12 protein-coding genes are annotated in these 12822 nt (G+C 70.9%); 5 read left to right on the plus strand and 7 right to left on the minus strand.

What is annotated here, in order from left to right; all coding sequences use genetic code 11:
• Positions 1–75: 75 nt before the first annotated feature.
• From CFRA_RS03305 to CFRA_RS03320, 4 genes are all read right to left on the minus strand, one after another.
• Complete coding sequence (locus tag CFRA_RS03305) at positions 76–1254, minus strand: ABC transporter permease (protein WP_075663447.1); 1179 nt, start codon at positions 1252–1254, stop codon at positions 76–78.
• Between the two features lie 3 nt (positions 1255–1257).
• Positions 1258–2214, minus strand: a complete 957-nt coding sequence (locus CFRA_RS03310; protein WP_075663448.1) for an ABC transporter ATP-binding protein — start codon at positions 2212–2214, stop codon at positions 1258–1260.
• 196 nt (positions 2215–2410) lie between these two features.
• Complete coding sequence (locus CFRA_RS03315) at positions 2411–2869, minus strand: hypothetical protein (protein WP_075663449.1); 459 nt, start codon at positions 2867–2869, stop codon at positions 2411–2413.
• 216 nt (positions 2870–3085) lie between these two features.
• The gene (locus CFRA_RS03320) at positions 3086–3343 is read right to left on the minus strand and encodes a helix-turn-helix transcriptional regulator (protein WP_075663450.1); all 258 of its coding nucleotides are present in this window, start codon (positions 3341–3343) and stop codon (positions 3086–3088) included.
• Positions 3344–3444: 101 nt separating this feature from the next.
• On the opposite strand from CFRA_RS03320, the gene CFRA_RS03325 reads away from it, so the two are divergent.
• Positions 3445–4314 (plus strand): TrmH family RNA methyltransferase, encoded by an 870-nt coding sequence (locus CFRA_RS03325; protein WP_075663451.1) that lies wholly within the window; start codon positions 3445–3447, stop codon positions 4312–4314.
• Between the two features lie 43 nt (positions 4315–4357).
• Here CFRA_RS03325 and CFRA_RS03330 read toward each other — a convergent pair whose 3' ends face one another.
• From CFRA_RS03330 to serC, 3 genes are all read right to left on the minus strand, one after another.
• Positions 4358–5323: a DUF6928 family protein gene (locus CFRA_RS03330; RefSeq protein ID WP_245797655.1), complete on the minus strand. Its 966-nt coding sequence runs from the start codon at positions 5321–5323 to the stop codon at positions 4358–4360.
• Positions 5324–5358: 35 nt separating this feature from the next.
• Complete coding sequence (gene sepH / locus CFRA_RS03335; protein WP_075663452.1) at positions 5359–6471, minus strand: septation protein SepH; 1113 nt, start codon at positions 6469–6471, stop codon at positions 5359–5361.
• Positions 6472–6596: 125 nt separating this feature from the next.
• The gene (gene serC, locus CFRA_RS03340) at positions 6597–7733 is read right to left on the minus strand and encodes a phosphoserine transaminase (RefSeq protein ID WP_075663453.1); all 1137 of its coding nucleotides are present in this window, start codon (positions 7731–7733) and stop codon (positions 6597–6599) included.
• Positions 7734–8300: 567 nt separating this feature from the next.
• Here serC and CFRA_RS03345 point away from each other — a divergent pair.
• The 4 genes from CFRA_RS03345 to CFRA_RS03360 all read left to right on the plus strand — a co-directional run bounded on the left by CFRA_RS03345 (position 8301) and on the right by CFRA_RS03360 (position 12754).
• Positions 8301–9593 carry a citrate synthase gene (locus CFRA_RS03345; protein WP_075663454.1) on the plus strand — a complete coding sequence of 431 codons (1293 nt, stop codon included), beginning with the start codon at positions 8301–8303 and terminating at the stop codon, positions 9591–9593.
• A 293-nt stretch (positions 9594–9886) separates the two neighbouring features.
• Positions 9887–10249: an FKBP-type peptidyl-prolyl cis-trans isomerase gene (locus tag CFRA_RS03350; protein ID WP_075663455.1), complete on the plus strand. Its 363-nt coding sequence runs from the start codon at positions 9887–9889 to the stop codon at positions 10247–10249.
• Positions 10250–10726: 477 nt separating this feature from the next.
• Positions 10727–11083, plus strand: a complete 357-nt coding sequence (locus tag CFRA_RS03355; protein ID WP_075663456.1) for a DUF485 domain-containing protein — start codon at positions 10727–10729, stop codon at positions 11081–11083.
• Positions 11084–11092: 9 nt separating this feature from the next.
• Positions 11093–12754 (plus strand): solute symporter family protein, encoded by a 1662-nt coding sequence (locus tag CFRA_RS03360; protein WP_075663457.1) that lies wholly within the window; start codon positions 11093–11095, stop codon positions 12752–12754.
• Positions 12755–12822: the final 68 nt, after the last annotated feature.

Genomic DNA, 12822 nt, shown 5'->3' on the forward strand with positions numbered 1-12822 from the left:
TCTTCTCGTGCGCGGGGACCGATGCGGGCCCTCCGCCTCCGGGCGGCTGACCACCTCGCGGTGAGACTGCGGGGCCTAACCCTTGATCGCGGCCGTCCAGGAGACCTTCTGACCGTTGCGCAGGATCGCGTTGCGGTAGATGCGCGCGACCAGCGCGAGGATCCCCGCGGTGACCACCGCGGAGACCGCCAGCGAGGCCGCGACCTGCCAGCCCGACCAGTTGCCCGCGGCCAGCTGCAGCGGGGCGACCGTCAGCGAGGACGGCGGGATCCAGGAGAGCACCTGCATCAGCGTCGAGTCCAGGTTGTTCAGCCCGAAGGTGGGCGCGAAGATCGCGACGTACATCAGCAGCATGATCGGCATCTGCGTGCTCTGGATGTCCTCGCTGCGCGCGACCAGCGAGCCGGCCGCGGCGTAGAGGCTGCCGAAGAAGAGCATGCCGAGGATGAAGCAGACGATCAGCATCGGCAGCACCGACCAGTCGAAGTCGAAGTCCTCGGCCAGGCCCGTCACCGCCAGGGCGACGCCGCCGGCGGCGAGGAAGAGTACCGCGCCGATGACGCCCACGATGAGGTTGCCCAGCAGCTTGCCGGCCAGCAGCTCGATCGGGCGGACAGTGGCCAGCATGATCTCGACGATGCGCGAGGCCTTCTCCTCGGTCACGCGCCCGCCGAGGATGCCGGCGAAGAGGAAGACCAGGAAGATGATGACCACGACGCCGAGCATCACGGTCACCAGCATCGAGGGGTCCGTGCCGAGGGCGTCGGCGTCGACGTCGGTGACCTCGAGCGCGCCGGGCTGGAAGGCCTGGGCGAAGGCCTGCTGGTCCGCCCCGGAGGCCTCGAGCGCCTGGCCCAGCGCGTGCTGCTCGAGGAAGGCGCTCGCGGTCTGGCTCAGCCCGGCCGGCGGGGTGCCCTCGGCGATCAGCTCGCCGGAGCCGTCGGGGTTGAGCACGAAGGCGGCGTCGACCTCGCCGTCCTCCACCGCGGCGGCCGCGGCGTCCCGGTCGGCCGCGGCTGAGGCGTTGACGTCCTCGTCGGCCGCCGCGAAGGCGTCCGGCTCCACCTCACCGGTCACGGCGACGTCGACGGTGTCCCCGTCGGAGCTGTTCATGAACCAGGCGCCGAAGCCGATGCCCGCGACGGTGACCACGAGGATCACCGCCAGCGAGATCAGGATCGCCTTGCTGCGCATGGTGGTGCGTACTTCTCGGGCGGCGACGGTGGTCACCGCGTTCATGGGGGAGTAGCTCATGGCCTACGCCACCACCTCTCGGAACAGTTCGGTCAGGTCGGGGCGGTGCCGGGTGAACGAGTGCACGGGCCCGGCGCCCAGCGCGGCGCGCAGGATCTCCTGGTCGCGCGCGGCGGAGTCGGCCTCCACCAGCAACGTGTCGCCGTGGCGCTCGACCAGGCGGCAGCCCTCCGGCAGCCACTCCGGCTCCGCGGCCCCGGGCGCGGCGGCGCCCACCGGGACGGAACCGCCTTCGGGGGCGGGCGCGGCGTCGGCAATCGGGGGCGCACCCACGGTGACCTCGAAGAGCACCGGGCCGGCGTCGCGCAGCTCGGCGACGGTGCCTTCGGCGCGGCGGCGGCCGTCGGTGATGATGACGATGCGGTCGCACAGGCGCTGGACCAGGTCGAGTTGGTGCGAGGAGAACACGACGGGGGCGCCGCGCTCGGCGTACTCGCGCAGCAGCTCGGCCATCACGTCGACGGCGACGGGGTCGAGGCCGGAGAACGGCTCGTCGAGCACGAGGATCTCCGGGTCGTGCACGAGCGCGGCCGCCAGCTGCACGCGCTGCTGGTTGCCCAGCGAGAGCGTGTTGAGCTTGTCGCCGGCGCGCTCGGCCAGGCCGAGACGCTCGAGGAGGGCCTCCGTGTTGGCCTGTGCGGCCTGCTTTCCGACGCCGTGCAGGCGCGCGAGGTAGGCGAGTTGCTCGCCGATGGGCTCCTTGTCGTAGAGGCCGCGCTCCTCGGGCATGTAGCCGATGGTGCGGCGCACCGCGTCGTCGACGGGGCGGCCGTCGACGCGGACCTCGCCGGAGTCGGCCTCGAGCACGCCGAGGGCGATGCGCATGCAGGTCGACTTGCCTGCGCCGTTGGAGCCGACGAAGCCGTAGAGGCTGCCGGCGGGCACGGTGAAGCTGAGGTTGTCCAGGGCGAGGTTGTCGCCGTAGCGCTTGGTCAGGCTGTCTATCTCTAGGGTGCTCACGGTCTTTCCGGTCGTCTCGTGGGGCTGGAGGTGTTGTTTTGTCGGGGCATCGGTGTCTTCGGCGGCCAACATTACGGGGCGGTGGCAGCCTCCGCGAAACGGCGCCGAAACCGCGCCGAACCCCGCCGAAACCGCGCAGGGCACGGGCTGGGTGCGGGGGGATGTCACGGGGCGTGGATCGTCCCGGGCGCCGGTGCTAGTCGACCGGCTCCGGCTCCGGCGCCGCGTCCGCGGAGGCGTTGAAGGTCAGCGCGTAGCCGACGGCCGGCAGCGTCGAGCAGACGGTGACGACCAGGGTCAGCGCGATGCCGATGATGATCAGGGCGGTGTCGAAGGGGAAGACCGCGGGGAACCAGCCACCGATGATCGCCATGCCGAAGCCGGCCACCAGGGTGGTCCACTGGAGGGCCTGGAAGCCGATCCGGCGCCAGCGCGCGAGCACCTCGGCCTCGTACTCGTCCAGGGCGGCGTCCGGCGCGGCGTCCTTGATGTCGATCGTGCAGCGCAGGATGCTCCAGGCGGTGCAGCTGATGAGGACGCTGATCACGTAGGGCCAGAAGAAGCCGTCGGGCCCACCGAAGCGGGAGAAGACCAGGAACAGCGGCATCGCGGCGAACGCGACGGCCATACTGCCGAGGTAGATCGCGAGGAGCATCCGCGTCGAGCGGGGGGTTGCGGAACCTCTCGAAGCTCCGGCTGCGCTCGACCTTGCGGCGCCAGCGCTCGACGCGGCGGCGCTCGCGCTCGGCGTGGCGGGCCGCGCGCGGGTCCGGCGGGGTCGCGGTGGCGGTCGCCCCGATGGACGGCTGCTGGTACGGGGACTGGTGCTGGGACTGGGACTGGGACGGTTGCGTGGGGTGGGACATGGCTCTCACCTTCCGTAGACGTCGTGGGACAGGTAGCTGAATTCCTTGCGGGAGAAGACCGCCTCGACGGGCAGGTCGAAGACCTCGCAGATCCGGAAGGCGAGATCGAGGCTGGGGTAGTGGTCCCCGCGCTCGAGCGCGCCGACGGTCTGAGGGTTGACCTCGACCAGCTTCGCGAGATCGGCGCGCGTCATGTCCCGTTCTGCGCGCAGCACCCGCATCCGGTTGTAGATTGGCCGTTCGGCCCTTTTCCTTGGGGACATGACTCAAAGTGTTGCATAAACCCAACAGTCCGTCAACGGGTGGCAACAAACTCGTCGGGGAACGCGCGGTGTCGCAAAGCTCCCGGGGTATCTTGGGCGCCATGACTGGCCCCACCCCCGTGCGCATCGACGACCCCGCGGACGCGCGTCTCGACGACGTCCGCGACCTCAACCACTCCGACTCCCGCCCCGACCTGCCCGGCGGCAAGGGCCTCGTCATCGCCGAGGGGCCGCTGGTCTGCGAGCGCCTGCTGGCCAGCCGCTTCCCGGCCCGCTGCCTCGTCGGCTTCCCCGACCGGCTCGCCGGCTTCCTCGCCGACCACCCCGGGCTGCCGGAAGACCTGCCCGTCTACGAGGTCACCCGCGAGACGCTGCGCGAAGTCGCCGGCTTCGACATGCACCGCGGGCTGCTCGCCGCCGCCGACCGTGCGCCCGAACCCGGCCTCGAGGAGGCCCTCGACGGCGCGCGCACCGTCGTCGTGCTCGAGGGCGTGGGTGACCACGAGAACATCGGCGCGATCTTCCGCAACGCCGCCGGCATGGGGGTCGACGCCGTGATCTTCGGCAACGGCTGCGCCGACCCGCTCTACCGGCGCAGCGTGCGCGTGAGCATGGGGCACGTGCTGCGCACCCCGTTCGTGCACCTCGGCGGCACCCACACCACCTGGCAGCGCCGCCTAGAGGAGCTGCGCTCGGCCGGCTTCCGCCTGGTCTCGCTGACCCCGGACCCGGGCGCGGTGGTCCTGCCGGAGGCGCTTGCCGACGCCGCGGGCGACGCCTACGAGCGCGTGGCCCTCCTGGTCGGTGCGGAAGGACCCGGGCTCACCGAGCACGCGATGCGTGCGACCGACGTGCGGGCCCGCATCCCGATGGCGCCGGGCACCGACTCGCTGAACGTGGCGACCTCGGCGGCCGTCGCCTTCTACGAGCGCGACCGCTCGCTCGGCTTCCCCGGCGTGCGGCGCGGCTGAGGGGCGCCGGTTCGGGCGGACGCGCCCCGGGTGCCACCCGCCCCTATCCGCGGTCGGAGTGGCGGATCGCCTCGTTGATCCGGGAGCCCCAGTTGCGCGCCCTACGCCGGATGCTCCGGCCCACCCGCCGACCGGCGGCGGCCGCGGCCTCCGCGAGCCGGGCGAACTCCTCGCCCTGGCTGGGCTCCTCGGAGTGGTCCTCGTAGTCGTCGTAGGAGACCTCGGGCCCCAGGTTCAGCGCGGTCGCGGCCTCGTGGGCCAGCTCGCCGTGGGTGCGCCGCCGGGGCGCGGGCTCCTCGTCGACGCGGGGCTCCTTGCGCCCGTCCACGGCGAAGGCCGCGACGTTGACGTCCGGCCCGCCGGGCCCGAAGTCGACGCCCAGCCAGGCGCTCTCGGCGGCGTCGGCCAGCTCGACCGGGTCGAAGGGCAACGCGATGCCGCCGAGCTGCTCGCCGTGCTCGCCGGCCCAGAAGGGCCCCTCGAAGGGCTCGGGCAGCCCGATGTCCTCGATGACGCCCTCGCGCAGCGCGGAGAAGGCGCGCACGATCTCACCGTCGCGCCAGTGGGCGAAGCCGCCGAAGTCGGCGTCCGCGTTGCGCGCGAAGGCGTAGATGTCGCGGGCGGGCCGGCTGGCGCGCAGCTCGGGGTCGACGGCGGAGATCTTCTGCACGCCGTCGAGAAGCGTCTGGACCACGGTGACCCCGGGGAAGGCGGCGATGTAGAACTCGCCGCGGCCGGCGGGCGCCGAGCGGTGCAGCGGGAAGCGCCCGATCGAGGTCACGGGCCAGGAGGGCCGCAGCTGGGCGAGGTACTTGCGCCCGAAGCCGCGGTCGGCCTTGGGCTCGGGGGCGAGCACGCGGGCGACGTGGCCGGGCTCCGCCTCGGCGACGAACCACAGGGTCACCGCCGCGCTGATGGGTTTCTGGTCGAAGAATCCGGCGTAGCGGTCGCCGCCGGCCTCGGCGTAGCCGTCCCCGGGATCCCCGGGGGTTACTCCGAACATCGTCATCGTGGTTTCCGCCTGTCCCGTGGTCCCGGCCCGGTCTACTTCCGGGGCCGCTTGGTGTTGGTGCGCACGCCGAGCAGCACGTCCTCCCAGTGCGGGGTCACGGCACGGCGGCGCCGCTTACTCGGCTTGTCCTCGGCGTCGGGGTGGCGCAGGAAGGAGTCCTCCTCGCCCTCGGCCTCCGCGGGCCCGTCCTCCGCGCCCTCGGCGTCGTCGGCCGGGCGGGCGTCGCGCGCACCGCGGGCCTCCGGGGCGTCGCCGGCGTCCTCGTGGTCGTCGAAGTCCTGGTCGGCGGCCCCGCCGTCGAGCGGGGTCAGCGTGCGCACCGGGCGGGCGGACTCAGGGTCGGTCAGCTCGGCGGCGGTGGCGTTGCGCGCGACCGTCGTCGAGGAGCTGGTCATGTGGTCCTGCAGGGTCCACTCGGCGCGGTGGTCGGTCATGCCGGTCTGCCAGGACACGGTCACGACCCACTGGCCGTCGTGGTCGCGCAGCGCGTCCCACACCGCGCCGGAGGGGTCGATGTCGCGGGCGGCGAAGGCGGTGGCCAGCACCTCGGCCAGCGACAGCTTGGCCGGGCCGTCGTCGCGCACCGGGTGCGAGCCGCGGGCGAGCTCCGCGATGCGGGCGCGCTCGAGGAGCACCGGGTGGGCGAAGGGCTCGACGCGGGACTCGGCCACGCCCATCTCGTCGGCCAGCGCGGTGATCGTCGCGCCGCCGCGCACGCGGTCCTGGATCTCGCGCGGGCGCATGGTCAGCGGCGCGGACAGGCGCGGGTCCGGCTCCTTGCCGCGGCTGCTTGCCGACGCCCCGTCGCTCACCGTCGCGTGTCCCGCACGGTGGGCGGGCTCGCCGGCGCCTGCGGCGCCGTCGTGGGCGGGCCCGTCCGTCTCCGCGGCGGGGTCGTCGTCGGCGTCCCCGGCGGCGGCGAAGAGCGGGGTGGCGGGGGACGCACCCGCGGTGCCGTTCTCGCCGGCGTCGGCCGGCGCGGCGTCGTCAATCGCGTCGTCGGCGCCGTCGGGGTGCAGGAGCGCGCGCAGCTCGTCGGTGACGGTCACCCGGAAGCGGGCGGCCTCCTCCGACTGCTCCGGGGCGTCGGACAGCACCAGGGAGGTGTCCGAGGACTCACCGGGAACGAGGTACAGCTCGCGCATGCGCTCTCCTTTGACGGGGCCAGGATGTCCTTTTCCACTGTAACGCAGCGGCGCGCCGCAACCTGGGAGGTCACGGCGCGCCGGTGTGTTAGCGGGGCAGTCCCCGCGGCGGGTGGGGTCGGCGGCTACTTCGCGGCGGCCACGCCCGCGTCGAGCACGGCGTCCAGGGCGCGGGTCAGGGTGACCATGTCGTCCTTCTCGATGGCCGGGAAGGCGCCGATGCGCAGCTGGTTGCGGCCGAGCTTGCGGTAGGACTCGGTGTCCAGGATGCCGTTGGCGCGCAGCACCTTGGCCACCTCGCCGGCGTCGACCGAGTCGTCGAGGTCGACGGTGCACACGACCAGTGAGCGGGCGGCCGGGTCGGTCACGAACGGGGTGGCCTCCGGGCGGGACTCGGCCCAGTCGTAGATGACCGAGGAGTTGGCGGTGGTGCGCTCGACCATGCCGGCCAGGCCGCCGTTGGCGTTCATCCACCGGATCTGGTTGTCCAGCATCAGCAGGGTGGCCACGGCCGGGGTGTTGTAGGTCTGGTTCTTGCGCGAGTTGTTCACCGCGGTCTGCAGGTTCAGGAAGGCCGGGATGAAGCGGTCCGAGGCGTTGATGCGCTCGATGCGCTCGAGGGCGGCCGGGCTCATCGCGGCCAGCCACAGGCCGCCGTCGGAGGCGAAGCACTTCTGCGGCGAGAAGTAGTAGACGTCGGCCTGGTCCATCTCGACCGGCAGGCCGCCGGCGCCGGAGGTGGCGTCGACGACGACCAGCGAGTCCTCGGAGCCCTCGGGGCGGGTGACCGGCACCATCGCGCCGGTGGAGGTCTCGTTGTGGGCCCAGGCGATGACGTCGGCGCCCTCGAAGGCCTGCGGGGTCGGGGCGGTGCCCGGCTCGGCCTCGAGGACCGCGGGCTCGTCGAGCCACGGCGCCTGGGCGGAGGCCTTGGCGAACTTGCCGGAGAACTCACCGAAGGAGAGGTGACCGGACTTCTTCTCGATCAGCCCGAAGGTCGCGGCGTCCCAGAAGGCGGTCGCGCCACCGAGCGAGAGCACGATCTCGTAGCCCTCGGGCAGCGAGAACAGGTCGGCCAGCCCGGAGCGGACGGAGCCGACGACATCCTTGACGCCGGGCTTGCGGTGGGAGGTGCCGATCACGGTGCTCGCGCCGTCGACGATCGCCTGGATCTGTTCCTGGCGGACCTTCGACGGGCCGCAGCCGAAGCGGCCGTCGGAGGGGATGAGCTCGGGGGCGAGCGTGAACGGGGTCTCGGACATTGAGGTCACCTTTTCTCTGGGTGTGCTCTGGGCTTTTTCCTTCTCGGCCGGGGAGGCTCCCGGGGATCTCACTGTATCGCCCCGCCTCCCGCGAGGGGGACGGCGGTGGGCGTGACCGGCGGCGGGGGAGTGGACGACGACGGCGCGGGCCCCGAAAACGGGGGGAGTGCGCCACCCCCGGCACGCTCGGAAATATTGTGTCTGTCACAGCGATACGTACACTGTGGGTGCGCTCATCACAGGTCCGCACCCCGATCTCCGGGGTGCCTTCGGGTGTGCCGGGACGACGGTCGAGCACCGTGGTCCGGGACGCCCCCGACCCCGGGTGTGCGCCGCGGTACGCGTGTACTGTTTCGGGTGAGGCCGTTACAGTCGCCCAGCCCTCAGCGGGGCCGCGACGGTGGTCCACGCGACACCCCGCCTTTAGGGTGGGACGTGACGGTGACGGTGCCTCACGGTCGGGTCCAGCTCCCGGCCGGGGCGCCGTGGCGGACACCGCTGAAGTTCCGCCAGAAGGCCCGGTGACGGGTCCGTGAAGGTCAACGACAAAACCGAGAAAGGTTCACAGTGGCTACTGAAAACGACAAGGCCGTGCTCCACTACCCCGGCGGGGAGTACGAGATGAGCATCAAGCAGGCCACCGAGGGTAACTCGGGCATCGAGCTGGGCAAGATGCTCAGCGAGACCGGCTTCACCACCTTTGACCCCGGCTACGTCTCCACTGGCTCCACCGAGTCGAAGATCACCTACATCGACGGCGCCAACGGCATCCTGCGCTACCGCGGCTACGACATCGCCGACCTCGCCGAGAACGCCACCTTCAACGAGGTCTCCTACCTCCTGATCAAGGGTGAGCTGCCGAACGAGGAGCAGCTGCGCAACTTCTCCAACGAGATCCGCCACCACACGCTGCTGGACGAGGACTTCAAGGCCCAGTTCAACGTCTTCCCGCGCAACGCCCACCCGATGGCCGTGCTGGCTTCCTCGGTCAACATCCTGTCGACCTACTACCAGGACCAGCTCGACCCGCTCGACGAGGCGCAGCTGGACAAGGCGACCGTGCGCCTGATGGCCAAGGTCCCGATGCTGGCGGCCTACGCCTACCGCGCCTCCAAGGGTGCGCCGTACATGTACCCGGACAACTCGCTGAACGCCCGCGAGAACTTCCTGCGCATGATGTTCGGCTACCCGACCGAGCCCTACGAGGTCGACCCGGTCATGGTCAAGGCCCTCGACAAGCTGCTCATCCTGCACGCCGACCACGAGCAGAACTGCTCCACCTCGACCGTGCGCATGGTCGGCTCCGCCCAGGCCAACCTCTTCGTCGCCATCGCCGGCGGCATCAACGCCCTGTCCGGCCCGCTGCACGGCGGCGCCAACCAGGCCGTCCTCGAGATGCTCGAGGACATCAAGAACAACAACGGCGGCGACGCGACCGACTTCATGAACCGCGTGAAGAACAAGGAGAAGGGCGTCCGCCTGATGGGCTTCGGCCACCGGGTGTACAAGAACTACGACCCGCGCGCCGCCATCGTCAAGGAGACCGCCCACGAGGTGCTCGAGCACCTCGGCGGCGACGACCTGCTGGACCTGGCCATGGAGCTCGAGGACATCGCCCTCAAGGACGACTACTTCATCTCCCGCAAGCTCTACCCGAACGTGGACTTCTACACCGGCCTGATCTACCGCGCCATGGGCTTCCCGACGGACTTCTTCACCGTCCTGTTCGCCATCGGCCGTCTGCCCGGCTGGATCGCCCACTACCGCGAGCAGCTGCAGATGAACTCCAAGATCAACCGCCCGCGTCAGATCTACACCGGCCACACCCTGCGCAAGGTCACCCCGCGCGACCAGCGCTAGTTGCGGCGGGCGGCTGACACCGCCCTGAGATTTCCGACGGCCGCGCCACCCGCCCCGGGTGGCGCGGCTTTCGCGTGGGCGGGTGGTGCGGGGTGGGATGTCGGCCGCGGCGTGGGGTGTCGGCCGCGGCGTTCGCCCCGCGGTTTTCGCGCCGGGCGGGACGCAAGTTAGGCTCGCCAGACAGGCGCATGATCTATCGTTTCGCATATAATGCACGCCGATGGCCCTCCGCCGCGTTCCCCGCGGCGTCGAGCGGCCGGACACTGTCCCCGATGAAGGAGAATGCATCACCCATGGAGAAGCCCGACGTGAACGTGCCCGAGGGTCCGGCACCGGAGGACCTGGTCATCGAGGACGTCACGGTCGGTGACGGCGCGCAGGCCCAGGCCGGCGACACCGTGGAGGTGCACTACGTGGGGGTCGACTTCGAGACCGGCGAGGAGTTCGACTCCTCCTGGGACCGCAAGCAGAGCATCGAGTTCCCCCTCGACCGGCTGATCGACGGCTGGAAGGAGGGCATCCCCGGCATGCGCGCCGGCGGACGTCGTCGCCTGATCTGCCCGCCGGAGAAGGCCTACGGCCCGGCCGGCGGCGGCCACCCGCTCTCGGGTCGCACGCTCGTCTTCGTCATCGACCTCATCGCGGTCGCCGAGTGACGTCCCCGGCGGGGTGGCCCGCCGGTGGAGGTGGGATCACCCGTCGGCGGAGGCGGGGTGACCTGCCGGCGAAGTTGCAGCGGGCGGGCTCGTGGTGGGCCTGGCCATCTACGGCGGGTGCTCCGCAGCGAGCCCGTACCCTGGCGCGGTCTTCACGGCCGCGCTTTTTCGTGTCTCGGGGGCCGGTGGGACCCTCGGAAGGGCCACCGGGGGTAACGCGGGCCGCCCGACCACCCCAGGTCAGGGCGGCTTCGGGGGTGGAATTCGTATTGGTTATAAACAAGTCTCCCCATTCACTATCCGCAATCGCTGTGAAACAGGTAACTTCTAGCACGCAAGCGTGGCGTGCTCCCAGGGATCCGGTGATCCCCGGGTACTGGTGTTCCACCTGACGTCCACGCGCTGAGCTGACCACGCCGTGGGACCCCGTCCCCTCCGACGCGATCCCCACGGCGCGAAACAGAGAGGACACCCGCCATGAGCACCGCAGAGCCCGCGGCCGTCGCCGAGCGCCCGGTACGCCGGGAACCGACGGCCGAAGACTTCCGGGAGGTACGCGCCGGAGCCCGGTTCCAGGAGCTGCGCAGCAAGTACCGCTCCTTCAACTTCCCGATGTCCGTCGCCTTCTTCCTCTGGTACATCGCCTACGTCGTCGCGGCGACGTTCTTCCCCGACCTGATGGCCGTCAACGTCTACGGCAGCGTCAACCTGGGCATCGTCCTCGGTGTGCTGCAGTTCGTCACGACGTTCATCATCACCTGGGTGTACGTGCGCTACGCCAACAAGAACATCGAGCCGCGCGCGGCCGCGATCCGCACCGAGATGGAAGGGTAGGCCCACACCATGGACTCGTTGAACACCACCCAGATCCTGGCGCAGGACTCGAGCGCGGACGTCGGCAACCCGATCCTGAACATCTCGGTCTTCGTCGCCTTCATCGTCGTGACCATGGCGATCGTCATGCGCGCCGGCAAGACCACCAAGGAGGCCTCGGACTTCTACACCGGCGGCGCCTCCTTCTCCGGCGCCCAGAACGGCCTGGCCATCTCGGGCGACTACCTGTCGGCCGCGTCGTTCCTCGGCATCGTCGGCGCCATCGCGCTGAGCGGCTACGACGGCTTCCTCTACTCGATCGGCTTCTTCGTCGCCTGGCTGGTGGCCCTGCTGCTGGTCGCCGAGCCGATGCGTAACGTCGGCCGCTTCACCATGGCGGACGTGCTCTCGTTCCGCCTGCGCCAGAAGCCGGTGCGCACCGCGGCCGCCTTCGGCACGCTGTTCGTCTCGCTGTTCTACCTCATCGCCCAGATGGCCGGTGCCGGCTCGCTGGTCTCGGTGCTGCTGAACATCCACGACACCACCGTCCAGGCCGGCGTCGTCGGCGTGGTCGGCCTGGTCATGATCGCCTACGTGCTCATCGGCGGCATGAAGGGCACCACCTACGTGCAGATGATCAAGGCCGTGCTGCTCATCGGCGCGGTGGTCCTCATGACCGTGATGGTCTTCGTCGCCGTGCGCGGCGGGGCCTCCGAGCTCTTCGACCGGGCGATCGAGATGCATCGCGACTCCGAGGCGCGCGCCGAGGCCGGCTACGCCGCCGAGGACGTGATGAAGCCGGGCCTGAAGTACGGCGCCGACTTCGTCAGCCAGCTCGACTTCCTCTCCCTGGGCCTCTCGCTGGTCCTGGGCGTCGGCGGCCTGCCGCACGTGCTGATGCGCTTCTACACCGTGCCCACGGCCACCGAGGCGCGCAAGTCCGTGACCTGGGCGATCGTGCTGATCGGCTCCTTCTACCTGATCACCCTGATCCTGGGCTACGGCGCCGCCGCGCTCGTCGGCCCGGACAAGGTGCTCGACGCGCCGGGCGGGGCGAACTCCGCGGCGCCGCTGCTGGCCCTGGAGCTGGCCGGCCCGCTGTTCATGGCCGTCGTCTCCGCGGTCGCCTTCGCCACGGTGCTCGCGGTGGTCGCGGGCCTGGCGATCACCGCCTCGGCCTCGATCGCGCACGACATCTACCACGCGGTGCTGCGCGACGGCCAGGCCACCGAGGAGGAGCAGGTCCGCGTCTCGCGCATCACGGTGGTGGTGCTCGGCATCGTCGCGATCGTCCTGGGCATCCTGGCCATGCAGCAGAACGTCGCCTTCCTGGTCTCGCTGGCCTTCGCCATCGCGGCGAGCGCGAACCTGCCGACGATCCTGTTCTCGCTGTACTGGCGCCGCTTCAACACCACCGGTGCCGTGGCCTCGATGTACACCGGCCTGGGCAGCGCCCTGCTGCTGATCTTCTTCTCGCCGGCGGTCTCGGGCACCCCGACCTCGATGTTCTCGGGCGTCGACTTCTCCTGGTTCCCGCTGACCAGCCCCGGCCTGGTCTCGATCCCGCTGGGATTCCTGGCCGCGATCATCGGCACCTACCTGGGCAAGCCGGACAACCTCGACGACCTCGCCGACGAGATGGAGGTCCGCTCCCTGACCGGCGTCGGCGTGGAGGCCCCGGTCAGCCACTGACCGGCACCCCGCACCGAGATTTCCGACGCCCGCCCCATCACCCAGGGGCGGGCGTCGCCCGTCTGGTG

Source organism: Corynebacterium frankenforstense DSM 45800 (assembly GCF_001941485.1).
GTDB lineage: Bacteria > Actinomycetota > Actinomycetes > Mycobacteriales > Mycobacteriaceae > Corynebacterium > Corynebacterium frankenforstense.